The following is a 23,987-nucleotide window of genomic DNA, read 5'->3' as shown; positions in this document are numbered from 1 at the left end:
TATCAGGCGCTTTTAACCCCCAGAACCTTATGCGCTTTTGCCACAATATTCTCGGGGGTAAAGCCAAAGAATGGGAACAGTTTATCCGCCGGGGCAGATTCTCCGTAGCTGGTCATCCCGACAATTGCCCCTTTCAGACCAACATATTTGTACCAGTAATCGGCAATACCCGCTTCCACCGCCACGCGGGCTGAAACATTAGAAGGCAGTACCGACTCGCGATATTCCTCATCCTGAGCGTCGAAAATATCCGTCGAGGGCAGGGAAACAACGCGAACATTGCGACCTTCTCCCGCTAATTTCTCCGCTGCTTGCAGGGTAATTTCCATCTCTGAACCGGTAGCAATAAGAATAATATCTGGCTTACCGCCGCTATCTTTCAGCACATAACCGCCACGGGCAATCTCTTTTACCTGATCCGGCGTTCGTTCTACCTGTGCCAGATTCTGCCTTGAGAGAATCAGTGCTGTTGGTCCATTGTGGCGCTCAACCGCCAGCTTCCAGCCCACCGCTGCTTCCACCTGATCGCACGGTCGCCAGGTGCTGAAATTCGGCGTCAGGCGCAGACTGGCCAGTTGCTCAACGGCCTGGTGCGTCGGACCATCTTCCCCTAAGCCAATAGAGTCGTGGGTATAAACCATTATCTGCCGCGCTTTCATCAGTGCTGCCATCCGCGCGGCGTTACGGGCGTATTCAACAAACATCAGGAACGTCGCGGTATACGGCACGAAGCCGCCGTGGTGCGCAATGCCATTGGCGATAGCGGTCATGCCAAATTCACGCACCCCGTAGTGAATGTAGTTACCCGCCGGATCTTCCTTCAGCGACACAGAACCTTTCCAGATGGTGAGATTGCTGGGGGCCAGATCCGCCGAACCGCCAAGCAGTTCAGGCAGCATTGGCCCGTAAGCGTTAAGCGTATTTTGCGAAGCCTTACGGGTAGCGATTTTCGCCGGATTCGCCTGCAACTCATTGATATATTTCTGTGTCGTTTTTTCCCAGTCTTTCGGTAAACCACCGCTCATCCGACGGGTAAACTCTTCTGCCAGTTGTGGATGAGCCTTTTTATAGGCGGCAAACTTCTCATTCCAGCTCTGCTGCGCTTTTTCGCCTTTTTCGCGGGCATCCCAGGCGTGATAAATCTCTTTAGGGATCTCAAATGGCGGATGGTGCCAGCCCAGTTTTTGCCGTGCCAGCGCCACTTCTTCTTCCCCAAGCGGTGCGCCGTGCGCCTCTTCCTTACCTGCTTTATTCGGCGAACCAAAGCCAATCACCGTACGGCAGATAATCAGCGACGGTTTATCTTTCACGCTTTGCGCTTCAAGAATCGCTTCCTTCACCGCCTGCGGATCGTGGCCGTCGATTTCATGGATCACATGCCAGTGATAGGCTTCAAAACGTTTTGCCGTATCGTCGGTAAACCAGCCTTCGGTTTCTCCATCAATCGAAATACCGTTGTGATCGTAAAAACCAATCAGTTTGCCCAGCCCCAGTGTGCCCGCCAGCGAACAGACTTCGTGAGAGATACCTTCCATCAGACAGCCGTCGCCCATAAACACATAGGTGAAGTGATCGACGATCTCATGATCCGGCTGGTTAAACTGCGCCGCCAGTGTACGCTCTGCTATCGCCAGCCCGACGGCGTTAGCCAAACCTTGTCCAAGTGGACCGGTGGTGGTTTCAACACCTGGTGTATAGCCAATCTCCGGGTGGCCTGGGGTTTTCGAATGCAACTGACGGAAGTTCTTCAGCTCTTCCAGCGGCAGGTCGTAACCGGTCAGATGAAGCAAACTGTAGAGCAGCATCGACGCGTGACCGTTGGAGAGAATAAAGCGGTCGCGATCATACCAGGTTGGATCGCTGGGGTTATGTTTAAGAAAATCGTTCCACAGCACTTCGGCAATATCTGCCATGCCCATCGGCGCGCCGGGATGACCGGAATTGGCTTTTTGCACCGCATCCATACTGAGTGCGCGAATCGCATTGGCAAGGTCTTTTCGGGACATAAAACACTCCGTGGCTGGTTTTTTAGAATTTAGCGGCAAGCAGGTCTTCCAGTTTTCGTTGGTCAACGGCAAACAGACGGATACCCTCAGAAAGTTTTTCTACTGCCATGGCATCCTGATTGTGTTCCCAGCGGAATTCCGCTTCTGTCATTGGCACTGGACGGGGGAGAGCTTGTGATGCCGGGATCAGCTTGCGTACCACTGGCGACACCTTTTCCTGCAACTCTTTTAGCAGATTCGGGGCGATGGTCAGGCGATCACATCCTGTCAGAGCAAGGATTTGCTCAGTACGACGGAAGCTGGCACCCATTACTATCGTGTCGTAGCGATGCTGCTTGTAGTAGTCGTAGATATTGCGCACCGATTTAACACCCGGATCTTCTTCCACGACATACGGGTCCATCGGATTGCGCGCCTGATACCAGTCATAGATTCGCCCGACAAAAGGTGAAATCAAAAATACGCCAGCTTCGGCACAGGCGCGGGCTTGCGCGAAGGAGAATAGCAGTGTCAGGTTGCAGTTAATACCTTCTTTTTCCAGTTCTTCTGCGGCCCGAATTCCTTCCCATGTGGCGGCAAGTTTGATCAGAATCCGCGATTTATCCACGCCCTGCTGCTGATAGAGTTCCACCAGATGACGGGCTTTTTGCATACTTTTTTCTTTATCGAAAGAAAGTCGGGCGTCAACTTCAGTTGATACACGTCCGGGGACAATTTTCAGAATCTCTGTACCAAAATTAACCGCCAGTTTGTCGCAGGCAGCAACGACCTGCTGTTCCTGGGTTTTACCGTTTTTCTTACCCCATGCGATGGCATCAGCAATTAAGTGACCATATTGCTCTAATGCGGCAGCTTTCAGTAATAGCGATGGATTTGTGGTGGCATCCTGGGGTTGATAATGACGAATAGATTCGATGTCGCCACTGTCTGCCACAACGGTGGTGAACTGTTTGATGCCGTCTAACTCGTTCATGGAAATACTCCTTGAAAAGTAAAGTCTTAGATGAGTGCTTTAGCTCACACTTCTGAGAAAATCAGGTAAACACATCAAAAAAGCATAGCAGACAGGCATGATCTTGCGGATTTATACACGTAACGGCAGTGTTATAGGATTATTGCCAATACTTTATTTGAATGATGATATTTTGGACTTGCTCAAAGTCTGTGACCTGTAGGAAGGTAATAATGTGCGGCGCGTTAGCGGTAGCTGTACAACTTAATCGAACGATACGTGAAAGGAATACCCAATGGATGACCAATTAAAACAAAGCGCTCTTGATTTTCATGAATTTCCAGTACCAGGGAAAATCCAGGTTTCTCCTACCAAACCTCTTGCAACGCAGCGCGATCTGGCGCTGGCTTACTCACCTGGCGTTGCCGCTCCTTGCCTGGAAATCGAAAAAGATCCACTGGCCTCTTACAAATACACCGCCCGTGGCAATCTGGTCGCAGTAATTTCTAACGGTACGGCGGTACTGGGACTGGGCAATATTGGTGCGCTGGCAGGCAAACCAGTGATGGAAGGTAAGGGCGTTCTGTTTAAGAAATTCGCAGGTATTGATGTCTTTGATATTGAAGTTGATGAGCTAAACCCGGACAAATTTATTGATGTTGTGGCAGCTCTGGAGCCAACCTTCGGTGGTATCAACCTTGAGGATATCAAGGCGCCTGAGTGCTTCTATATTGAGCAGAAGCTGCGTGAGCGCATGAATATTCCGGTGTTCCACGATGACCAGCATGGTACGGCCATTATCAGCACAGCGGCAATTATCAACGGATTGCGCGTAGTCGAGAAAAACATCTCTGATGTGCGAATGGTAGTTTCCGGTGCGGGCGCAGCAGCTATCGCCTGTATGAACCTGATGGTGGCACTGGGGATGCAGAAACACAATATTGTGGTCTGTGACTCGAAAGGCGTTATTTATCAGGGACGTGAACCCAACATGGCAGAAACCAAAGCGGCTTACGCGGTGGTTGATGATGGAAAACGCACTCTCGATGATGTGATTGAAGGGGCTGATATTTTCCTCGGTTGCTCTGGCCCGAAAGTGCTGACGCAAGAAATGGTCAAAAAAATGGCCCGTGCGCCAATGATCCTTGCTTTGGCAAACCCGGAACCAGAAATCCTGCCACCACTGGCAAAAGAAGTTCGCCCGGATGCCATTATCTGTACTGGTCGTTCTGACTATCCGAACCAGGTTAACAATGTGCTCTGCTTCCCGTTCATCTTCCGTGGAGCGCTGGATGTAGGCGCAACAGCGATTAATGAAGAGATGAAACTGGCGGCGGTACGCGCGATTGCCGAACTTGCTCACGCTGAACAGAGCGAAGTCGTTGCTTCTGCTTATGGTGATCAGGATCTGAGCTTTGGTCCGGAATATATTATTCCGAAACCGTTCGATCCACGTCTGATCGTCAAGATCGCACCTGCGGTGGCAAAAGCTGCAATGGATTCTGGAGTAGCGACGCGGCCGATTGCGGATTTCGACGTTTATGTCGATAAGCTGACCGAGTTTGTCTACAAAACCAACTTATTCATGAAGCCTATTTTCTCCCAGGCCCGTAAAGCGCCGAAACGTGTTGTATTACCGGAAGGGGAAGAAGTTCGTATCCTGCACGCCACTCAGGAACTGATCACATTGGGTCTGGCAAAACCGATCCTGATTGGTCGCCCAAATGTGATCGAAATGCGGATCAAGAAACTGGGGCTTCATATTCAGGCGGGCGTCGATTTTGAGATCGTCAATAACGAATCCGATCCGCGCTTTAAAGAGTACTGGAGTGAGTACTACAAGATCATGCAGCGTCGTGGCGTTTCGCAGGAACAGGCACAGCGAGCGGTGATCAGTAACCCAACAGTAATTGGCGCAATCATGGTGCATCGTGGTGAAGCAGATGCAATGATTTGCGGCACCATTGGTGACTATAACGAGCATTATGCAATCCTGAAAAATGTCTTTGGTTACCGTGAAGGAGCGCATACCGCCGGGGCGATGAATGCACTTTTACTGCCCAGTGGTAACACCTTTATTGCAGATACTTATGTCAACGATGAACCTAATTCCGAAGAATTGGCAGAAATCACCCTGATGGCGGCTGAAACGGTACGCCGTTTTGGTATTGAGCCACGAGTGGCGCTGCTGTCACACTCCAACTTTGGTTCCTCTAATTGCCCGTCATCCAGCAAAATGCGTAAAGCGCTGGAACTTATTAAAGCGCGAGCTCCTGAACTGATGATTGATGGCGAAATGCACGGTGATGCGGCGCTGGTAGAGGCTATTCGTAGCGACCGGATGCCGGACAGTCCACTGAAAGGTGCTGCCAATATTTTGGTTATGCCGAACATGGAAGCGGCGCGTATTAGTTACAACTTGCTACGCGTTTCCAGTTCGGAAGGTGTCACCGTTGGCCCGGTATTAATGGGAATAGCGAAACCTGTTCATGTATTAACGCCGATCGCTTCCGTACGTCGTATCGTGAACATGGTGGCCCTGGCGGTGGTTGAAGCGCAGACTCAGCCGCTGTAAGAGGCTTAATTAATATCAGGCGTGGAAATATCTCCGCGCCTTTTTTATTTCCATTGACTCGTTCTGATTTCGCTGAAGATGCTCGGTCTCTGCAATTAACTGCACGTGAGCCGTGGTTTGATGAGACACTATCGTTGGTGCTGCATCTGCGGATGCGGGAGTTGGGGAGAGATTTAGGGCCGGATGGGTGAGCCGGCCAATAGTGAAGTTACAAATTACGTTGAATTGCTATGTATTTTATTGCCCAACGGGATAGGCGATAAACAAACCGACAATTGTCAAAATACACGCCAGCAGGAATACCAACATACAATTTACGCGCTTTCGCGAAATTTTAAATAAATAGCAAAATAGTGTTGTTACCACGATCACTACCGGGATAGTCATAAAATTAATAACGATGAGTGCTATCAATCCAAAACTTGCTCCTCCACCGTGGGGAATAAAAATGTGTTCTTCAAAATAAACTTCCATAGCAAATGCCAGCACGCATCCCAGAAAACTCATATCCAGATGAGGGTGCCATTTACTTTCTTTATGTGATTTGTCTGACAATTTTAATCGCTCCCTTTGTCGCTCGCGATAAATAATTCCTACGATTGCTGATAAGACGTCGCTGTTGTCCGGCACTCCGGGCAGATAAACGCGTAAATTATCCCTTCGCCATATTGTTCAATATCGGCATAATCCAGTTGCGCAAGAAACATCATTGTGTGGGAACATTGCGGACAGAGAGGATATTCCGCGTCCTGAATCCAGGTTGGATGCCCGCCAAGTTGCGAGAAAGAGACAGGTAAAAATGGGTCTGCGGCAAATAACGGTGACCTAAGGTTTCCCTGTCTCATGCTGTTTACAGGGAGTCGACGCCATTCCGATACATCATCCGGCAGCCAGGCAGGCGGGATATTTTTTGCAGACAAATGAGCGTTACCCCGTGAGTCTATGTAACCGAAAATGGTGCTATAGGCGGTGCAACATTCACACGTCACGACGCGAAACCTGCCTTTATCGCTAAGACCCGTTGCCTTCAGGTCAACGTCGAAAAGATTTGTTAGGGGCAATGCGCAATTTGGACAGGTATCGCTGCGTTCATCAACAACACGCAAAGCTTCGCAACACCCGGTGTTTTTCATCTCCAGATGAAAACAGTGAGGAAAATAGAGATTACGTCTCTGCCCTTCAGCGGTTAACTCCCAACCGGCCTCATGCGCATATTCTTCTGGCGCGATGTAAAGTGAACTGCGCCACAGCGGCGGGTTATTGCGCCAGTAGGCAAAACGTTCAACAACAACGTCATCCCCAATCCATGCCAGACATTGCAGAATAAAATTTCTGTTTTCTGCATCAACCTCAACCCGTTCTAACAGCGTATCGCGAACATCCGCTGGGGCGCGGTGGAAAGGCAGGGGAGAATAAGCGTCCAAATCATCATAAGAGATCCATTCTCTGAAATAGGCATTCAAATTTGCCTGGGTAAATGCCGCCAGACAAAGGCAAATCTCCTGAGCGAGCTTATATTCACCAGATGCAAAGCGTTCTGTGGCGTAATCAGCCATTTGCTGCGCTTGATCGGCGGTCAACTGTTGATACAGGGCATCTGTGGGAACGGGGCAGGGAGTCCAGGCGATTAACGCATCGAATTTTCGCGGCTGGTGAACTAATTTCAGCATAGCAACCGGATCGCTTAACCCTGCAAACGCATTCACGATCTTTTTGTTTTTCTTGATATATTCGTCGTGCTCACGTTGCTGTTGGGCCTGCTCGCAGGGCATGCAGTATCCGTTAGTACGCGCTGCGGTTTCCGGAAGAATGGTTGATGTACAAGCGGGGCTTTTACAGGGAATACGGTGAGTCATAGAGGCGCTCCTTGCCTGAGGATATTAAGTCGAAAGAGATTATTATTAGATATTAGGGTGTCACTATGGCACACAAATTAAAACAGCATTAATTTTATGCCACCAACAGAGGGTTATTTTTCTTTTATTTTCATGATATTAAACCCAATCCCTGACCTTAATAAACTCACTTAACGCCGCTTCCGGGCTGCCTGCTTCCGGTTGATAATCATACTCCCAGCGTACCAGCGGTGGCATTGACATCAGGATAGACTCGGTGCGCCCGCCAGTTTGCAGGCCAAACAGCGTGCCGCGATCCCAGACCAGGTTGAACTCGACATAGCGACCGCGACGGTAGAGCTGGAAATTGCGCTCGTGCTCGCCGTATTCCATCGCTTTGCGTCGTTCAACAATCGGTAAATAAGCGTCGGTGTAGCCTTTACCTACCGCCTGCATAAAGGCAAAACAGTGGTCAAAGTCTGGCGTGTTCAGGTCATCAAAGAAAAGCCCGCCAATACCGCGCTGTTCGTTACGATGTTTGAGATAGAAGTATTCGTCGCACCACTTTTTGTAACGCGGATAAACGTCTTCGCCAAATGGCAGGCACAGGTCACGGGCGGTGCGGTGCCAGTGAATAGCATCGTCTTCAAAGCCATAGAAAGGGGTTAAGTCGAATCCACCGCCAAACCACCAGACGGGATCGGCACCCGGTTTTTCGGCAATAAAAAAGCGCACATTCGCGTGGCTGGTGGGAACGTACGGATTATGCGGATGCACTACCAGCGAAACGCCCATCGCTTCGAAACTGCGTCCGGCAAGTTCCGGGCGATGAGCAGTGGCGGAAGCAGGCATCGCCTCACCGTGGACATGTGAAAAGTTGACGCCCGCCTGTTCGAAAACACCACCATTACGCAACACCCGACTACGCCCACCGCCGCCAGCTTCGCGCTGCCAGCTATCTTCGACAAACTCTGCGCCATCGACAGCGGTCAACTGCTGACAAATTGTATCCTGAAGGTTGAGCAGGAACTGTTTAACCTGGTGTGCGTCGGGTTTCATAACTTATCGCTTTTTCGAATGTGCTTTCTGGTTGTCGAACCAATGGAAATAACTGATCACGCCTTCAGCAATCGCTGTGGCGATTTTCTGGCGAAATGCCGCCGTGCCTAACAGCCGCTCTTCTTCCGGGTTGGTGATAAACGAGGTTTCCACCAGCACAGAAGGGACAGACGGCGATTTCAACACCACAAACGCGGCTTGTTCGGTATTGCGACTGTGCAGCTTATGCACCGGCTTAATCTTTTTCAGAATATGCGAGCCAAGCGTCAGGCTGTTTTTAATGGTATCTGTTTGCACCAGATCAAACAGCACTTGCTGCAATAGGTGATCCTTGTCAGTCGCTTTTTTTCCGGCAACTTCATCAGCGCGGTTTTCGCGTTCAGACAGGTACTTCGCCATTGCGCTACTTGCCCCACGGTTAGAGAGGGCAAATACCGAAGCACCGGCAGCTTTCGGGTTAGTAAAACCGTCGGCGTGAATTGACATAAACAGATCTGCGCGATGCTTATGGGCAATTTCAACGCGATCGTACAGCGGGATAAACGTATCGCCAGAACGCGTTAAACGCGCATCAATGCCGTGATTGCGCAAAATGGAACGAACATTTTTGGCAATCGCCAGCACCACGTGTTTTTCTTTCGAGCCGTTGCGACCAATCGCTCCGGTATCAATTCCGCCGTGGCCTGGATCGAGAACGACTACCCGTTTGCTCCCGGCTTTTTTGGCTTTCGGCTTACTGTGTCCGTTACTGGTTTTTAAAGGTTCTTCTTTGGCGATGGCTTGCGACATCCCTGACAGCGTCAGAGCTGCAAGCCCTGCTTTCAGCACCTGGCGGCGCGAAGTGAGTGTTTTTAGTGGTTTAAAAGTGCTCATACGGCCTGAGTTGTAATAATAAAGTTCCAGATGTTATATCGTATCGCGTATTCCGTTACGACCGCTTGATGTTGAGAATTGTTTTACTTTTCATTTCAATAAATGACAACTGACAATTATGCCACTTTTACAATCGATTTTCGTCAGATATTGGCTAAATCGCCTGTTCACGCCATAATCACGGTTTTAAGCCCAAAAAGGTAACCAATACCATGGAGATACGCGTATTTCGCCAGTCAGATTTCGAAGAGGTGATCACCCTTTGGGAGCGTTGCGACTTGTTGCGTCCGTGGAATGATCCGGAAATGGACATCGAACGTAAGATGCATCATGACGTCAGTTTGTTCCTTGTCGCCGAGGTGAACGGTGAAGTGGTGGGAACGGTGATGGGCGGGTATGACGGGCATCGCGGGTCTGCTTATTACCTTGGTGTGCATCCAGAGTTTCGTGGGCGTGGCATTGCTAACGCGTTGCTTAATCGGCTGGAGAAAAAGCTGATTGCTCGTGGCTGCCCGAAAATTCAGATCAACGTGCCAGAAGATAATGACATGGTCTATGGCATGTATGAGCGTCTGGGTTATGAACATGCCGAAGTGCTGAGTCTGGGTAAGCGTTTGATTGAAGATGAAGAGTACTGAGTTTCATCCTGCCCATTATGATGCGCACGGACGCCTGCGTTTACCTTTTCTCTTCTGGTTCGTGCTGTTGCTTCAGGCGCGAACCTGGGTGCTGTTTGTCATTGCCGGTGCGTCGCGTGAGCAAGGTACTGCGCTGCTGAATCTGTTTTATCCCGATCACGATAATTTCTGGCTGGGGTTGATTCCTGGCATTCCTGCGGTGCTGGCGTTTTTGTTGAGCGGTCGGCGGGTTACGTTTCCTCGCATCTGGTATGTACTCTATTTTCTGTTGCTGTTGGCGCAGCTTGTTTTGCTTTGCTGGCAACCGTGGCTGTGGCTGAACGGTGAATCCGTTAGCGGTATTGGTCTGGCGCTGGTAGTGGCGGATATAGTGGCGTTAATTTGGCTTTTGACCAATCGACGTTTACGCGCTTGTTTTATTGTTGAGAAAGAATAACGGCACTTTTTGGTGAATTTGCACTCCAAGCAACGTTATTGAATAACCAAAGGAAGTGACATGAAATCGCTGCGTTTAATGTTATGCGCTATGCCGTTGATGCTGACCGGCTGTTCCACGATGTCGTCAGTTAACTGGTCTGCCGCTAACCCGTGGAACTGGTTTGGGTCGTCCACCAAAGTGAGCGAGCAGGGCGTGGGTGAATTAACGGCGTCCACACCACTGCAAGAACAAGCCATTGCCGATGCGCTTGATGGCGATTATCGCCTGCGCAGCGGAATGAAAACCGCGAACGGCAACGTGGTGCGCTTTTTTGAAGTGATGAAAGGCGACAGCGTAGCGATGGTGATTAACGGTGATCAGGGCACGATCAGCCGCATTGATGTGCTGGATAGCGATATTCCAGCTGACACCGGTGTTAAAATCGGTACACCGTTTAGCGACCTTTACAGCAAAGCATGTGGCAATTGCCAAAAAGCCGACGGTGATGATAATCGTGCTGTCGAATGTAAAGCCGAAGGCAGTCAACATATTAGCTACCAGTTCAGCGGGGAATGGAGTGGTCCTGAAGGGTTAATGCCTTCGGACGATACCCTGAAAAACTGGAAAGTCAGTAAAATTATCTGGCGGCGTTAATTTGCGTCTGAACAAACCGCCGCCGCGAAAAAACACGTAAAATAGCGCCCAACAATGCCACGGATTGCGTGGCATTCTTATTTTCAGGAGGAACAATGTCTCAGGTTCAGAGTGGCATTTTGCCAGAACATTGCCGCGCGGCGATTTGGATCGAAGCCAACGTTAAAGGGGAAGTTGACGCCCTGCGTGCGGCCAGTAAAACATTTGCCGACAAACTGGCAACTTTTGAAGCGAAATTCCCGGACGCGCATCTTGGTGCGGTGGTTGCCTTTGGTAACAACACCTGGCGCGCTCTGAGCGGCGGCGTTGGGGCCGAAGAGCTGAAAGATTTTCCGGGCTACGGTAAAGGCCTTGCGCCGACGACCCAGTTCGATGTGTTGATCCACATTCTTTCTCTGCGTCACGACGTAAACTTCTCTGTCGCTCAGGCGGCAATGGAAGCCTTTGGTGACTGCATTGAAGTGAAAGAAGAGATCCACGGCTTCCGTTGGGTTGAAGAGCGTGACCTGAGCGGCTTCGTTGACGGTACTGAAAACCCGGCGGGTGAAGAGACGCGCCGCGAAGTGGCGGTTATCAAAGACGGCGTGGATGCGGGCGGCAGCTATGTATTTGTGCAGCGTTGGGAGCACAACCTGAAGCAACTCAACCGTATGAGCATTCACGATCAGGAGATGATGATCGGCCGTACCAAAGAAGCTAATGAAGAGATTGACGGCGATGAGCGTCCGGAAACCTCTCACCTGACCCGCGTTGATCTGAAAGAAGATGGCAAAGGGCTGAAGATTGTTCGTCAGAGCCTGCCGTACGGCACCGCCAGTGGCACTCATGGTCTGTACTTCTGCGCCTACTGCGCGCGTCTGCATAACATTGAGCAGCAACTGCTGAGCATGTTTGGCGATACCGATGGCAAACGTGATGCGATGTTGCGTTTCACCAAACCGGTCACTGGCGGCTATTACTTCGCGCCGTCGCTGGACAAGTTGATGGCGTTGTAATCGTTTCTGATTCGATGATTAAAGGCCAGCCAGTATCACAACTGACTGGCCTTTTTATTACTGCTTTAACGCCGCATACACCTGATCAACCACCCAACCATAAGTTGCAATCGGTAGCTGACCGCTTTCGAACATATTGGGATTTTTTTGTGGATCGGCAACTGGTGAATGTGGCTTGTTGCTTAACATCACAATCGCCATATGATTCACCGGATCGATAACGGTCACCGTCCCGGTCCAGCCAGTGTGACCGTAGGTTTGCGGGCTTGCCAGCGTGCCAAACGTCGGCGTCATGGTGGCATTACCATTCACGCGCCAGCCGAGGCCAAAAGTAGCATCTTCCTTAGAGCTGGTGGTGAACATCTTCACCGTTTCCGCACTGAACAGCTGCACATCGCCATAGCCGCCGCCGTTCAGCATCGTTTGCATTAACACCGCAATATCGCCGGTATTGGAAAACAAACCTGCGTGCCCGGAAACGCCGCCCATCGAATAGAATGCTTTTTCATCGTGCACCTGACCCCAGAGAGTGGAGGTGCGGATATTCGGGAAGTGAATCACGCCATCGCGGGTATTGCCGTTCAGTTCCGTGGCGGCAATTTGCTGTGGTTTAAAGCCTTTCAGCAGCGGATTAAACACCGTATGCGTCAGGCCGAGCGGGCGATAAATCGACTCTTCAACATAGCGGTCAAGCGGCTGACCAGTAACTGACTCGACGATAAATCCAAGCAGCATATAATCGACATCGCTGTAGATATGTTTGCTGCCGGGCTGATATTCCAGCGGCGTGCGCTTGATCATTTCCAGCGTCTGGCCTTTATCCTGGGAATATAACGCGCCCGCGACGGCTTTATTTGGGTATTGCGGGTCCGCCGGGAAACCGCCGCTGTGATGCAGCAGATCAGAAATCCGCAGCGTGTTTTTGCCTTTGATGGTGTCATTTGGACTGTCGGCAAATCCCGGAATATATTTCGCAATCAGATCGTCAGGATGTAGTTTGCCTTCGCTCATTAGCTTTTGTAGGGCGAAGTTAGTGGCGTACATTTTTGTGTTTGAGGCCAGGTCATACAGCGTCTCGGTGGTTGCTTTTACTGGCTACTTCATTAACACGCTGCCATCGTACTTTTTCGCCGCGCCCCAGGCTTTGCGATACACAATCTGATTATCTTTAATGATCAGCAGGTTAACGCTGGGATAACCGGCATCAACTTGCTGGCTTATCCAGCGATCCATCTGATTAAGCCGTTCGACGTTAAACCCTGCTTTCTCTGGCGAACTTTCTGTCAGAACAGGGTATTTTGCGGCGCTGACGCTACAGCTGACAGCCAGCAGAGAAAAATAAAGCATTGTCCGTTTCATAATCAGTCCAGATTGACGTTACGGCAGCCAAAGAGTGTGGTGAAAATAAACCCACAAACCCATGCCACCAGAATCCCACCTGCATAAACCGCCATTGCCGGAAGGATACCTTGAGCGGAAGTCATCAGCGGCAGCGCCACCAGACCAGACGGCCCAAAGGCACTGTTTAAGCCCATCGGCAGGCCCCACCAGGCTATCAGGCCGATAAACAAACCGCCCGCCGCGCCACCTAAACAGGCGGTAACAAACGGTTTCATGCGGGGTAGGGTGACGCCGTAAATTAACGGTTCGCCAACGCCCAGCAGACCGGGAATAATTGCCCCGCGGACCTGACTGCGTAATGCACTGTGCGGTTGCGCCCGCCAGTAGAGCGCCAGCGCCGCACCCACCTGGCCCGCGCCTGCCATTGAAAGGATGGGGAACAGGCTGTTGAATCCCTGGCTGTCCATTAAGGCCAGGTAAACAGGAATAAAGCCCTGATGCACGCCAAACACCACGGCGATCAGGAATAGCCCTGCTAAAACTGCACAACCGAGCGGATTACTGTTCAGGTGCATAAACAGCCACGACATGCCTTCGAATAACCAGCCACCCAGCGGCATAATGATCAAATACGCTAGCGTGGCGGTGATCAGCAGAGTGATTAACGAGGTCAACAGCATGTCGAGATCGTCTGGCATAAAGCGGCGCACCATGCCTTCGATGCGGGCGCAGGCCCAGGCGGCAATCAACACGCCGATAATATTGCCACGCGGATCGATGGGCAGACCGAAGAAATCGTGAAAACCGGCGTAGTAACCGGTGGTGGCAGCAGGGTTATAACCGAGCAAAAAGAGCGCGGCGATAATTGCGCCATTGACGCCCGTGCCGCCAAATGCCTGGGCGGCGTTATAGCCCACCAGAATCACCAGGAAAGTGAACAAACCTTTGCTGAACACCTTCATAAAATTCAGCGCATCGGGTAGCGTTCCCTGAGCATCTGCCGGAACGTGCATCACGGTGGCAATTAACGTCGCTATCCCCAGCAACAGACCCGCAGCAATAAAACCGGGGATCAGCGGCGTGAAGATAGTGGCGAATTTGGCAAGAAACTGTTGCACGCCGGAGGTCTGTTTGGCTTTTAACTGGCGTTTATTCTGAGCGGCGATTTCTGCGGCATCCTGTACCGGGGCTTCGCCCAGCAGTTCGCTCATCGCTTTTGCGGCACGATGCGCTTTACCTGGTCCAAAAACGACCTGTACCTGATCGCTGGTCAAAATGACACCCTTCACGCCTTCCAGCGTTTTGATATTGGGATCAACCAGTGAACTGTCATGTACACCCAGACGCAGGCGCGTCATACAGTTACCACAACTGGCGATATTCCCCGGTCCGCCGACACGGGTAAGGATGGTGTTCAGAAGTTCACCGCTGATCTCTTTGGCCATGGGTTATTCCTTGTCTAAAACCTGACGAATAAAGCCGCCGTGTTGATCCAGGCGTTTTTTTGCTTCTGCGGCATCGAGATTTTTCAGCACCATCACAATGGCCGTTTTACAGTTGCGCTCGCAAGCAATTAACGCCGCTTCCGCTTGTTCGGCGTTACATCCGGTGGCGTTTTTAACGATATTGACCTGGCGCACATGCAATTTTTCGTTGGTGGCGACCACATCGACCATCAGGTTGCCGAACACTTTGCCGGATTTAATCATCAGCCCGGTAGAGAGCATATTGAGCACCAGTTTCTGCGCTGTGCCTGCTTTCATTCGCGAAGAACCGGTAACCACTTCGGCACCAACCACCGGAGTAATAGCAAACTCAGCGGTGGTTGAAACGGCGCTCCCCGGATTACAGGAAATGCCCACTGTGCGGCAACCGAGTTGGCGTGCGTATTCCAGCCCGGCAATCACATACGGTGTGCGACCGCTGGCAGCAATACCAACCACCACATCCTGTGCGGTTAAGCCGATATTTTTTAGATCGTTAACACCACCTTCCCGGCTATCTTCTGCGCCTTCCACCGCGTGCTGAATGGCATATTCACCGCCAGCAATCAAACCAACCACCAGGCCCGGTTTGACGCCGTAGGTCGGCGGACATTCGCTGGCATCAAGAATACCCAGACGACCGGAAGTCCCCGCACCGATGTAAATCAGTCGACCGCCGCCGCTTACCTGGGCGTGGATAACATCGATCGCTGCGGCGATATCCGGCAGTACACGCTCAACGGCAAGTGGTACGGTTTTATCTTCATTGTTGATAATCCGGCACATTTCCAGCGTTGATACGCGGTCAATTTCAGCCGAGGCGGCGTTCGAGCCTTCGGTAATCATCTTTTCAAGTTGCATCGGTGGTGACCTTACTATTTACGATCAAATAATTGCAGATGGATGGAATCATATATCCCGAATTGACAGACTTAAAGGAATCATTGAGTCTACACTCGCAGAGTGTGAAGAGCGTCATAAGAACTTAAGCGGAATTTTTGCTGCCAGCCCAGGAGAGTGGAAGATGTTGTACCTGACGAAAATACGCAATGCAGAAAGTGAATTTACCGGGAACGAGCAAAAAATAGCTGACTTTCTGCAGGCCAAAGTGAGTGAGCTGAAATCCGTCTCTTCGCGCAAGATGGCGAAACAGCTCGGTATTAGCCAGTCGAGTATTGTGAAGTTCGCCCAGAAGCTCGGCGCGCAAGGGTTTACCGAATTGCGTATGGCGTTGATTGGCGAATACAGTGCCAGCCGGGAGAAAACGAATGCTACGGCGCTGCACTTGCACAGTTCGATTACCAGTGACGATTCGCTGGAAGTGATTGCCCGCAAACTGAATCGCGAAAAAGAGCTGGCACTGGAACAAACCTGCGCGTTACTCGATTACGCGCGGCTGCAAAAAATCATTGAGGTCATCAATAAAGCGCCGTTTATCCAGATAACAGGCCTGGGCGGTTCGGCGCTGGTGGGGCGCGATCTTTCATTCAAACTGATGAAAATTGGCTATCGCGTGGCCTGTGAGGCCGACACGCACGTACAAGCTACCGTTTCCCAGGCGTTGAAAAAAGGTGATGTACAAATCGCTATCTCTTACAGCGGCAGTAAAAAAGAGATTTTGCTATGCGCCGAGGCAGCGCGAAAGCAGGGGGCAACGGTGATTGCCATTACTTCACTGACTGACTCTCCGCTGCGGCGGTTGGCACATTTCACCCTCGATACCGTTTCTGGTGAAACCGAATGGCGTAGCTCGTCGATGTCCACCCGCACGGCACAAAATTCGGTTACCGATTTACTGTTTGTTGGGCTGGTACAACTTAATGATGTCGAGTCATTGAAAATGATTGAGCGCAGCAGTGAGCTAACACAACGCCTGAAATGATGCATAAAGCAGCGACTGGATTGAGATTTTCCTGAATTAGTGAGCTGATCCGCAGCAATATTTTGTTTATCCTGTATTTTCAGAGGGAATGGAGTGTAACGCTCTGTATTAACAAGGAGAGCATTAAAATGGGTAAACTCACGGGCAAGACAGCACTGATTACGGGCGCATTACAGGGAATTGGCGAAGGAATTGCCAGAACTTTTGCGCGTCATGGCGCAAACCTAATCTTGCTGGATATCTCCCCTGAGATCGAAAAGCTGGCGGACGAACTGTGTGGTCGTGGTCATCGCTGTACGGCGGTTGTCGCCGATGTGCGTGACCCGGCGTCGGTAGCCGCAGCTATCAAGCGCGCAAAGGAAAAAGAAGGGCGCATTGATATCCTGGTGAATAACGCAGGCGTTTGTCGTCTGGGCAGTTTCCTCGATATGAGCGATGAAGATCGCGATTTCCATATTGATATCAATATAAAAGGCGTATGGAACGTCACGAAGGCGGTGCTGCCGGAGATGATTGCCCGCAAAGATGGTCGCATTGTGATGATGTCTTCGGTCACTGGCGATATGGTGGCCGATCCGGGCGAAACGGCGTATGCCTTAACGAAAGCGGCGATTGTTGGCCTGACTAAATCGCTGGCGGTGGAGTACGCGCAGTCTGGTATTCGCGTTAACGCCATCTGCCCAGGATATGTTCGCACGCCAATGGCGGAAAGCATCGCGCGTCAGTCAAACCCGGAGGATCCGGAATCGGTGCTGACTGAAATGGCGAAAGCAATCCCGCTGCGTCGCCTCGCCGATCCGCTGGAAGTTGGCGAACTGGCGGCCTTCCTCGCATCCGATGAATCCAGCTATTTAACCGGTACACAGAATGTGATTGATGGCGGCAGCACACTGCCGGAGACGGTTAGCGTCGGCATCTGATTCACCTCTGTTTCCTCCCTGCATGTGTGGGGAGGATTTCGTCTTATTCCCTTTTCAACTTCCAAATCACCAAACGGTATATAAAACCGTTACTCCTTTCACGTCCGTTATAAATATGATGGCTATTAGAAAGTCATTAAATTTATAAGGGTGCGCAATGGCCGTTAACTTACTGAAAAAGAACTCACTCGCGCTGGTCGCTTCTCTGCTGCTGGCGGGCCATGTACAGGCAACGGAACTGCTGAACAGTTCTTATGACGTCTCCCGCGAGCTGTTTGCTGCCCTGAATCCGCCGTTTGAGCAACAATGGGCCAAAGACAACGGCGGCGATAAACTGACGATAAAACAATCTCATGCCGGGTCATCAAAACAGGCGCTGGCGATTTTGCAGGGCTTAAAAGCGGACGTTGTCACTTATAACCAGGTGACCGACGTGCAGATCCTGCATGATAAAGGCAAGCTGATCCCGGCTGACTGGCAGTCGCGCCTGCCGAATAACTGCTCGCCGTTTTACTCGACCATGGGCTTCCTGGTGCGTAAAGGCAACCCGAAGAATATCCACGACTGGAACGATCTGGTGCGCTCCGACGTGAAGCTGATTTTCCCGAACCCAAAAACCTCCGGTAACGCGCGATATACCTATCTGGCGGCATGGGGCGCAGCGGATAAAGCTGACGGTGGCGACAAAGCCAAAACCGAACAGTTTATGACTCAGTTCCTGAAAAACGTGGAAGTGTTCGATACCGGCGGTCGTGGCGCAACTACCACCTTTGCCGAGCGCGGGCTGGGTGATGTGCTGATTAGCTTCGAATCGGAAGTGAATAACATCCGCAAGCAGTATGAAGCGCAGGGCTTTGAAGTGGTGATTCCTAAAACCAACATTCTGGCGGAATTCCCGGTAGCGTGGGTCGATAAAAACGTGCAGGCCAACGGTACGGAAAAAGCGGCAAAAGCCTACCTGAACTGGCTCTACAGCCCACAGGCGCAAACGATCATTACCGATTATTACTACCGCGTGAATAACCCGGAAGTCATGGACAAACTGAAAGACAAATTCCCGCAGACCGAGCTGTTTCGCGTGGAAGATAAATTTGGCTCCTGGCCGGAAGTGATGAAAACCCACTTCAACAGCGGCGGCGAGTTAGACAAGCTGTTAGCGGCGGGGCGTAACTAATGTTTGCAGTTTCTTCCAGACGCGTGCTGCCGGGCTTTACCTTAAGCCTCGGCACCAGTCTGCTGTTTGTGTGCCTGATTTTGCTGCTGCCGCTCTCCGCACTGGTGATGCAACTGGCTCAGATGAGCTGGGCGCAGTATTGGGAGGTGATCACCAACCCGCAGGTGGTCGCGGCCTATAAAGTGACGCTGCTGTCGGCGTTTGTGGCATCGATTTTTAACGGCGTTTTCGGCCTGCTTATGGCGTGGATTTTAACCCGCTACCGCTTTCCGGGCCGCACGCTGCTTGATGCGCTGATGGATTTACCGTTTGCGCTACCAACGGCGGTAGCAGGTTTAACGCTGGCCTCGCTCTTTTCTGTGAACGGTTTTTACGGCGAGTGGCTGGCGAAGTTTGATATCAAAGTCACCTACACCTGGCTTGGTATCGCGGTGGCGATGGCCTTTACCAGCATTCCGTTTGTGGTGCGTACCGTGCAGCCGGTGCTGGAGGAGTTAGGCCCGGAATATGAAGAAGCCGCAGAAACGCTCGGCGCAACGCGCTGGCAGAGTTTCTGCAAAGTGGTGCTGCCGGAGCTTTCTCCGGCGCTGGTGGCGGGCGTGGCGCTGTCGTTTACCCGTAGTCTCGGTGAGTTTGGTGCGGTGATTTTTATCGCCGGGAACATCGCCTGGAAGACGGAAGTGACGTCGCTGATGATTTTTGTTCGCTTACAGGAGTTTGATTACCCGGCGGCGAGCGCAATTGCTTCGGTGATTCTCGCGGCATCCCTGCTGCTGCTGTTCTCAATTAACACTCTGCAAAGTCGCTTTGGTCGGCGTGTGGTAGGTCATTAATGGCGGAAGTGACACAGTTGAAGCGTTATGACGCGCGCCCGATTAACTGGGGCAAATGGTTCCTGATTGGCATCGGGATGCTGGTTTCGGCGTTCATCCTGCTGGTGCCGATGATTTACATCTTCGTGCAGGCATTCAGCAAAGGGCTGATGCCAGTTTTACAGAATCTGGCCGATCCGGACATGCTACATGCCATCTGGCTAACGGTGATGATTGCGCTGATTGCCGTCCCGGTAAACCTGGTGTTCGGGATTCTGCTGGCGTGGCTGGTGACGCGCTTTAACTTCCCCGGACGCCAGTTATTGCTGACGCTGCTGGACATTCCGTTTGCCGTGTCGCCGGTGGTTGCCGGTCTGGTCTATCTGCTGTTCTACGGCTCTAATGGCCCGCTCGGCGGCTGGCTGGATGAACATAATCTGCAAATTATGTTCTCGTGGCCGGGAATGGTGCTGGTCACCATCTTCGTGACCTGTCCGTTTGTGGTGCGCGAGCTGGTGCCAGTGATGTTAAGCCAGGGCAGCCAGGAAGACGAAGCGGCGATTTTGCTTGGCGCGTCCGGCTGGCAGATGTTCCGCCGCGTCACGCTGCCGAACATCCGCTGGGCGCTGCTTTACGGCGTGGTGCTGACCAACGCCCGCGCGATAGGCGAGTTTGGCGCGGTGTCGGTGGTATCCGGCTCGATTCGCGGCGAAACACTTTCGCTGCCGTTACAGATTGAATTGCTGGAGCAGGACTACAACACCGTCGGCTCCTTTACCGCCGCGGCACTGTTGACGCTGATGGCGATTATCACCCTGTTTTTAAAGAGTATGTTGCAGTGGCGCCTGGAGAATCAGGAAAAACGCGCGCAACAGGAGGAACATCATGAGCATTGAGATTGCCAATATTAAGAAGTCGTTTGGTCGCACCCAGGTGCTGAACGATATCTCACTGGATATTCCTTCTGGTCAGATGGTCGCGTTGCTGGGGCCGTCCGGTTCCGGGAAAACCACGCTGCTGCGGATTATCGCCGGGCTGGAGCATCAAACCAGCGGGCATATTCGTTTCCACGGCACCGACGTCAGCCGCCTGCATGCACGCGATCGCAAAGTCGGTTTTGTGTTCCAGCACTATGCGCTGTTCCGCCATATGACGGTATTCGACAATATCGCCTTCGGCCTGACGGTGCTGCCGCGTCGCGAGCGCCCGAATGCCGCAGCCATCAAAGCGAAAGTGACAAAATTACTGGAAATGGTGCAGCTTGCCCATCTGGCGGATCGTTATCCGGCCCAGCTTTCCGGCGGGCAGAAACAGCGTGTGGCGCTGGCGCGCGCGCTGGCTGTGGAACCGCAAATTCTGCTGCTTGATGAACCGTTTGGTGCGCTGGATGCGCAGGTGCGTAAAGAGCTGCGTCGCTGGCTGCGTCAACTCCATGAAGAGCTGAAATTCACCAGCGTGTTCGTGACCCATGACCAGGAAGAAGCGATGGAAGTCGCCAACCGCGTGGTGGTCATGAGCCAGGGCAATATCGAACAGGCTGATGAACCCGATCAGGTCTGGCGCGAACCGGCGACCCGTTTTGTGCTGGAGTTTATGGGCGAAGTAAACCGCTTGCAGGGAACGATTCGCGGCGGGCAGTTCCACGTTGGTGCGCACCGCTGGCCGTTGGGATATACCCCTGCGTACCAGGGGCCGGTGGATCTCTTCCTGCGCCCGTGGGAAGTGGATATCAGCCGCCGCACCAGCCTCGATTCGCCGCTGCCGGTGCAGGTGCTGGAAGCCAGCCCGAAAGGTCACTACACCCAATTAGTCGTGCAGCCGCTGGGGTGGTATGAAGATCCGCTCACCGTGGTAATGCGTGGTGATGATGCACCGGTGCGCGGCGATCGTTTGTTCGTCGGGCTGCAACATGCGCGACTGTATAACGGCGACGAGCGTATTGAAACCCGCGATGAGGAACTTGCTCTCGCACAAAGCGCCTGATAGGTTGAGTGAATGTTAAACGCCCGGAGGCGCTTCCCGCGATCCGGGCTTTTTAATGGCAAGGTTTTGTAACCTGTAGGCCTGATAAGACGCGTAAACGTCGCATCAGGCAACACCACGTATGGACAGAGATCGTGAGTACATTAGAACAAACAATAGGCAATACGCCTCTGGTGAAATTACAACGAATGGGGCCGGATAACGGCAGTGAAGTGTGGTTAAAGCTGGAAGGCAATAATCCGGCCGGTTCGGTGAAAGATCGTGCGGCGCTTTCGATGATCGTCGAGGCGGAAAAGCGCGGGGAAATTAAACCGGGTGATGTGTTAATTGAAGCCACCAGTGGTAACACCGGGATTGCGCTGGCAATGATTGCCGCGCTAAAAGGCTATCGCATGAAATTGCTGATGCCCGATAACATGAGCCAGGAGCGTCGCGCGGCGATGCGTGCCTACGGTGCGGAGCTGATTCTGGTCACCAAAGAGCAGGGCATGGAAGGTGCGCGCGATCTGGCGCTGGAGATGGCGAATCGTGGCGAAGGCAAGCTGCTCGATCAGTTTAATAATCCCGATAATCCTTATGCGCATTACACCACCACCGGGCCGGAAATCTGGCAGCAAACCGGCGGTCGCATTACCCATTTTGTCTCCAGCATGGGGACGACCGGTACGATTACCGGCGTGTCGCGCTTTATGCGCGAGCAATCCAAACCGGTGACCATTGTTGGTCTGCAGCCGGAAGAGGGCAGCAGCATTCCCGGCATTCGTCGCTGGCCTGAGGAATATCTGCCAGGCATCTTCAATGCTTCGCTGGTGGATGAGGTGCTGGATATTCATCAGCGCGATGCGGAAAACACCATGCGCGAACTGGCAGTGCGGGAAGGGATTTTCTGCGGTGTAAGTTCCGGCGGCGCGGTTGCCGGAGCACTGCGGGTGGCAAAAGCCAACCCCGGCGCTGTAGTGGTGGCGATCATCTGCGATCGTGGCGATCGCTACCTTTCTACCGGGGTGTTTGGGGAAGAGCACTTTAGTCAGGGGGCGGGGATTTAAGATTATTGTACAGGCACCGTTTTATCCGTCTGCGCAATTAACGCATGTAAAAAAGGTTGCGCGTTTTCATCGCTCTTACCGGGCATCTTCACAATATACGGCTTCCCGGTAATCGATGATGACGAAGCAACCTTATCAATAAATTGCTCAGCAGTATCAATGCGATTACGGGTATTGCCCAGCTTCAGACGCAAATGGGAAACCGCTTCATCGCAGGTATGTTCATCGCCGTTGCGCACAAATATCAAATCCTTTTTCTGTGCTAATCCCTCCAGCATGGCGTTGATGCGGGCTTCTTCGTGGGCGGTTAACTTCGCGTAAGCGGGGAGTGTCATGAGCAGCGTTATTAAAAGACAAATGATTTTCTTCACTGAATTACCTTATCCTTGTGTGGTGATAGCCGATTTGACTGCCAGAATCAGGTAAAGTTTCGGTTGGAATACGATGAGGATCATCGGCAAGGAGAAAAATTAAATGAGTAGTTTGTTGTTGTTTAACGATAAGAGCAGAGCGTTGCAGGCGGATATCGTCGCCGTGCAGTCGCAGGTAGTTTACGGCAGCGTGGGCAACAGCATTGCCGTGCCTGCTATTAAACAGAACGGCCTGAATGTCTTTGCCGTGCCGACGGTATTGCTGAGCAATACGCCGCATTATGACACTTTCTACGGTGGTGCGATTCCGGATGAATGGTTTAGCGGCTATTTGCGTGCACTTCAGGAGCGTGATGCGCTGCGCCAACTTCGTGCTGTAACCACGGGCTATATGGGAACGGCATCGCAAATCAAAATCCTTGCCGAGTGGCTGACTGCGCTACGCAAAGACCATCCTGACCTATTGATCATGGTCGATCCGGTGATTGGCGATATTGATAGCGGAATTTATGTCAAACCTGACCTTCCCGAGGCGTATCGACAATATTTACTGCCGCTGGCGCAGGGAATTACCCCCAATATCTTTGAGCTGGAAATCCTGACCGGTAAAAATTGCCGCGATCTCGACAGTGCCATTGCTGCCGCAAAAAGTCTGCTTTCAGACACATTAAAATGGGTGGTGATTACCAGCGCCTCCGGTAATGAAGAAAATCAGGAGATGCAGGTGGTGGTGGTCAGTGCCGACAGCGTGAATGTCATTTCCCATTCACGGGTAAAAACCGACCTGAAAGGGACTGGCGACCTGTTTTGTGCTCAGCTTATCAGTGGTTTGCTGAAAGGGAAGGCGTTAACCGATGCGGTGCACCGCGCGGGGTTGCGCGTACTGGAAGTGATGCGCTACACCCAGCAGCATGAGAGCGATGAATTGATTTTGCCGCCGCTGGCGGAAGCATAAAAAAATGGCGCCGA

Annotated in this window: 22 protein-coding genes and 1 pseudogene; 13 read left to right on the top strand and 10 right to left on the bottom strand. The window is 51.9% G+C overall.

Annotated elements, in window-relative coordinates:
• Window positions 1–2: 2 nt before the first annotated feature.
• Window positions 3–2,006 (bottom strand): transketolase, encoded by a 2,004-nt coding sequence (tkt, locus tag K0335_RS13935; protein ID WP_000087248.1) that lies wholly within the window; start codon window positions 2,004–2,006, stop codon window positions 3–5.
• A gap of 22 nt (window positions 2,007–2,028) precedes the next feature.
• Window positions 2,029–2,979, bottom strand: a complete 951-nt coding sequence (tal, locus tag K0335_RS13930) for a transaldolase (RefSeq protein ID WP_046081679.1) — start codon at window positions 2,977–2,979, stop codon at window positions 2,029–2,031.
• A 274-nt stretch (window positions 2,980–3,253) separates the two neighbouring features.
• Here tal and maeB point away from each other — a divergent pair, with 274 nt between their 5' ends.
• Window positions 3,254–5,533 carry an NADP-dependent oxaloacetate-decarboxylating malate dehydrogenase gene (gene maeB / locus K0335_RS13925; protein ID WP_000342617.1) on the top strand — a complete coding sequence of 760 codons (2,280 nt, stop codon included), beginning with the start codon at window positions 3,254–3,256 and terminating at the stop codon, window positions 5,531–5,533.
• A gap of 237 nt (window positions 5,534–5,770) precedes the next feature.
• On the opposite strand, the gene K0335_RS13920 is transcribed toward maeB, so the two are convergent.
• The 4 genes from K0335_RS13920 to amiA all read right to left on the bottom strand — a co-directional run bounded on the left by K0335_RS13920 (window position 5,771) and on the right by amiA (window position 9,300).
• Window positions 5,771–6,088 (bottom strand): hypothetical protein, encoded by a 318-nt coding sequence (locus K0335_RS13920; protein ID WP_001281070.1) that lies wholly within the window; start codon window positions 6,086–6,088, stop codon window positions 5,771–5,773.
• 38 nt (window positions 6,089–6,126) lie between these two features.
• Window positions 6,127–7,389 carry a DUF1963 domain-containing protein gene (locus K0335_RS13915; RefSeq protein ID WP_125282545.1) on the bottom strand — a complete coding sequence of 421 codons (1,263 nt, stop codon included), beginning with the start codon at window positions 7,387–7,389 and terminating at the stop codon, window positions 6,127–6,129.
• Between the two features lie 138 nt (window positions 7,390–7,527).
• A complete protein-coding gene (gene hemF / locus K0335_RS13910) occupies window positions 7,528–8,427 on the bottom strand; it encodes an oxygen-dependent coproporphyrinogen oxidase (protein WP_046077195.1) in 900 nt (299 codons plus the stop codon).
• Window positions 8,428–8,430: 3 nt separating this feature from the next.
• On the bottom strand, window positions 8,431–9,300 hold the full coding sequence (amiA, locus tag K0335_RS13905; RefSeq protein ID WP_000102904.1) for an N-acetylmuramoyl-L-alanine amidase AmiA: 870 nt from the start codon (window positions 9,298–9,300) through the stop codon (window positions 8,431–8,433).
• 212 nt (window positions 9,301–9,512) lie between these two features.
• On the opposite strand from amiA, the gene K0335_RS13900 reads away from it, so the two are divergent.
• From K0335_RS13900 to yfeX, 4 genes are all read left to right on the top strand, one after another.
• Complete coding sequence (locus K0335_RS13900; protein WP_002432021.1) at window positions 9,513–9,938, top strand: GNAT family acetyltransferase; 426 nt, start codon at window positions 9,513–9,515, stop codon at window positions 9,936–9,938.
• Window positions 9,925–10,374, top strand: a complete 450-nt coding sequence (locus K0335_RS13895; protein WP_046081663.1) for a DUF2919 domain-containing protein — start codon at window positions 9,925–9,927, stop codon at window positions 10,372–10,374. Before K0335_RS13900 ends, K0335_RS13895 begins: the two co-directional genes overlap by 14 nt.
• A 60-nt stretch (window positions 10,375–10,434) precedes the next feature.
• Complete coding sequence (locus K0335_RS13890; protein ID WP_219393867.1) at window positions 10,435–11,010, top strand: RpoE-regulated lipoprotein; 576 nt, start codon at window positions 10,435–10,437, stop codon at window positions 11,008–11,010.
• Window positions 11,011–11,105: 95 nt separating this feature from the next.
• Complete coding sequence (gene yfeX / locus K0335_RS13885) at window positions 11,106–12,005, top strand: porphyrinogen peroxidase (protein WP_001561819.1); 900 nt, start codon at window positions 11,106–11,108, stop codon at window positions 12,003–12,005.
• 57 nt (window positions 12,006–12,062) lie between these two features.
• Here the strand turns inward: yfeX and pbp4b are convergent.
• The 3 genes and pseudogenes from pbp4b to murQ all read right to left on the bottom strand — a co-directional run bounded on the left by pbp4b (window position 12,063) and on the right by murQ (window position 15,691).
• Window positions 12,063–13,364: pseudogene (pbp4b, locus tag K0335_RS13880) on the bottom strand (penicillin binding protein PBP4B).
• Between the two features lie 2 nt (window positions 13,365–13,366).
• On the bottom strand, window positions 13,367–14,791 hold the full coding sequence (murP, locus tag K0335_RS13875; RefSeq protein WP_160193923.1) for a PTS N-acetylmuramic acid transporter subunit IIBC: 1,425 nt from the start codon (window positions 14,789–14,791) through the stop codon (window positions 13,367–13,369).
• Between the two features lie 3 nt (window positions 14,792–14,794).
• Window positions 14,795–15,691 carry an N-acetylmuramic acid 6-phosphate etherase gene (murQ, locus tag K0335_RS13870; protein ID WP_046081661.1) on the bottom strand — a complete coding sequence of 299 codons (897 nt, stop codon included), beginning with the start codon at window positions 15,689–15,691 and terminating at the stop codon, window positions 14,795–14,797.
• A 163-nt stretch (window positions 15,692–15,854) separates the two neighbouring features.
• Here murQ and murR point away from each other — a divergent pair, with 163 nt between their 5' ends.
• The 7 genes from murR (at window position 15,855) to cysM (ending at window position 22,647) form a co-directional block, all read left to right on the top strand.
• A complete protein-coding gene (murR, locus tag K0335_RS13865; RefSeq protein WP_104919547.1) occupies window positions 15,855–16,712 on the top strand; it encodes an HTH-type transcriptional regulator MurR in 858 nt (285 codons plus the stop codon).
• 128 nt (window positions 16,713–16,840) lie between these two features.
• On the top strand, window positions 16,841–17,632 hold the full coding sequence (gene ucpA, locus K0335_RS13860; RefSeq protein ID WP_000517442.1) for an SDR family oxidoreductase UcpA: 792 nt from the start codon (window positions 16,841–16,843) through the stop codon (window positions 17,630–17,632).
• 157 nt (window positions 17,633–17,789) lie between these two features.
• Window positions 17,790–18,806, top strand: coding sequence for a thiosulfate/sulfate ABC transporter substrate-binding protein CysP (gene cysP, locus K0335_RS13855; RefSeq protein ID WP_104919546.1), 1,017 nt, complete (start codon window positions 17,790–17,792; stop codon window positions 18,804–18,806).
• Window positions 18,806–19,639, top strand: coding sequence for a sulfate/thiosulfate ABC transporter permease CysT (gene cysT / locus K0335_RS13850; protein ID WP_000458406.1), 834 nt, complete (start codon window positions 18,806–18,808; stop codon window positions 19,637–19,639). The genes cysP and cysT overlap by 1 nt, the downstream gene beginning before the upstream one ends.
• On the top strand, window positions 19,639–20,514 hold the full coding sequence (gene cysW, locus K0335_RS13845) for a sulfate/thiosulfate ABC transporter permease CysW (protein WP_000852686.1): 876 nt from the start codon (window positions 19,639–19,641) through the stop codon (window positions 20,512–20,514). The genes cysT and cysW overlap by 1 nt, the downstream gene beginning before the upstream one ends.
• Window positions 20,504–21,601, top strand: a complete 1,098-nt coding sequence (gene cysA / locus K0335_RS13840) for a sulfate/thiosulfate ABC transporter ATP-binding protein CysA (protein ID WP_000021028.1) — start codon at window positions 20,504–20,506, stop codon at window positions 21,599–21,601. The genes cysW and cysA overlap by 11 nt, the downstream gene beginning before the upstream one ends.
• Before the next feature lie 134 nt (window positions 21,602–21,735).
• Window positions 21,736–22,647, top strand: a complete 912-nt coding sequence (gene cysM / locus K0335_RS13835; protein ID WP_000105473.1) for a cysteine synthase B — start codon at window positions 21,736–21,738, stop codon at window positions 22,645–22,647.
• Window positions 22,648–22,649: 2 nt separating this feature from the next.
• Here the strand turns inward: cysM and K0335_RS13830 are convergent, their stop codons facing one another.
• Window positions 22,650–23,018 carry a YfeK family protein gene (locus K0335_RS13830; RefSeq protein ID WP_000719934.1) on the bottom strand — a complete coding sequence of 123 codons (369 nt, stop codon included), beginning with the start codon at window positions 23,016–23,018 and terminating at the stop codon, window positions 22,650–22,652.
• A gap of 103 nt (window positions 23,019–23,121) precedes the next feature.
• Here K0335_RS13830 and pdxK point away from each other — a divergent pair, with 103 nt between their 5' ends.
• Window positions 23,122–23,973, top strand: coding sequence for a pyridoxine/pyridoxal/pyridoxamine kinase (pdxK, locus tag K0335_RS13825; protein ID WP_000096663.1), 852 nt, complete (start codon window positions 23,122–23,124; stop codon window positions 23,971–23,973).
• Window positions 23,974–23,987 lie beyond the last annotated feature (14 nt).

Source organism: Escherichia sp. GZ89, assembly GCF_019366485.1.
GTDB classification, from domain to species: Bacteria; Pseudomonadota; Gammaproteobacteria; order Enterobacterales; family Enterobacteriaceae; genus Escherichia; species Escherichia fergusonii.
This window is presented reverse-complemented; position numbering and strand designations above follow the sequence as displayed.

What these genes read in the sequence shown, in the direction of transcription:
- murQ (WP_046081661.1), bottom strand. Translation starts at nt 15,691, where the DNA reads ATGCAACTTGAAAAGATGATTACCGAAGGCTCGAACGCCGCCTCGGCT.
- tal (WP_046081679.1), bottom strand. Translation starts at nt 2,979, where the DNA reads ATGAACGAGTTAGACGGCATCAAACAGTTCACCACCGTTGTGGCAGAC.
- hemF (WP_046077195.1), bottom strand. Translation starts at nt 8,427, where the DNA reads ATGAAACCCGACGCACACCAGGTTAAACAGTTCCTGCTCAACCTTCAG.
- maeB (WP_000342617.1), top strand. Translation starts at nt 3,254, where the DNA reads ATGGATGACCAATTAAAACAAAGCGCTCTTGATTTTCATGAATTTCCA.
- cysW (WP_000852686.1), top strand. Translation starts at nt 19,639, where the DNA reads ATGGCGGAAGTGACACAGTTGAAGCGTTATGACGCGCGCCCGATTAAC.
- ucpA (WP_000517442.1), top strand. Translation starts at nt 16,841, where the DNA reads ATGGGTAAACTCACGGGCAAGACAGCACTGATTACGGGCGCATTACAG.
- cysT (WP_000458406.1), top strand. Translation starts at nt 18,806, where the DNA reads ATGTTTGCAGTTTCTTCCAGACGCGTGCTGCCGGGCTTTACCTTAAGC.
- amiA (WP_000102904.1), bottom strand. Translation starts at nt 9,300, where the DNA reads ATGAGCACTTTTAAACCACTAAAAACACTCACTTCGCGCCGCCAGGTG.
- K0335_RS13890 (WP_219393867.1), top strand. Translation starts at nt 10,435, where the DNA reads ATGAAATCGCTGCGTTTAATGTTATGCGCTATGCCGTTGATGCTGACC.
- K0335_RS13895 (WP_046081663.1), top strand. Translation starts at nt 9,925, where the DNA reads ATGAAGAGTACTGAGTTTCATCCTGCCCATTATGATGCGCACGGACGC.
- cysA (WP_000021028.1), top strand. Translation starts at nt 20,504, where the DNA reads ATGAGCATTGAGATTGCCAATATTAAGAAGTCGTTTGGTCGCACCCAG.
- K0335_RS13915 (WP_125282545.1), bottom strand. Translation starts at nt 7,389, where the DNA reads ATGACTCACCGTATTCCCTGTAAAAGCCCCGCTTGTACATCAACCATT.
- pdxK (WP_000096663.1), top strand. Translation starts at nt 23,122, where the DNA reads ATGAGTAGTTTGTTGTTGTTTAACGATAAGAGCAGAGCGTTGCAGGCG.
- murR (WP_104919547.1), top strand. Translation starts at nt 15,855, where the DNA reads ATGTTGTACCTGACGAAAATACGCAATGCAGAAAGTGAATTTACCGGG.
- murP (WP_160193923.1), bottom strand. Translation starts at nt 14,791, where the DNA reads ATGGCCAAAGAGATCAGCGGTGAACTTCTGAACACCATCCTTACCCGT.
- cysP (WP_104919546.1), top strand. Translation starts at nt 17,790, where the DNA reads ATGGCCGTTAACTTACTGAAAAAGAACTCACTCGCGCTGGTCGCTTCT.
- K0335_RS13900 (WP_002432021.1), top strand. Translation starts at nt 9,513, where the DNA reads ATGGAGATACGCGTATTTCGCCAGTCAGATTTCGAAGAGGTGATCACC.
- yfeX (WP_001561819.1), top strand. Translation starts at nt 11,106, where the DNA reads ATGTCTCAGGTTCAGAGTGGCATTTTGCCAGAACATTGCCGCGCGGCG.
- tkt (WP_000087248.1), bottom strand. Translation starts at nt 2,006, where the DNA reads ATGTCCCGAAAAGACCTTGCCAATGCGATTCGCGCACTCAGTATGGAT.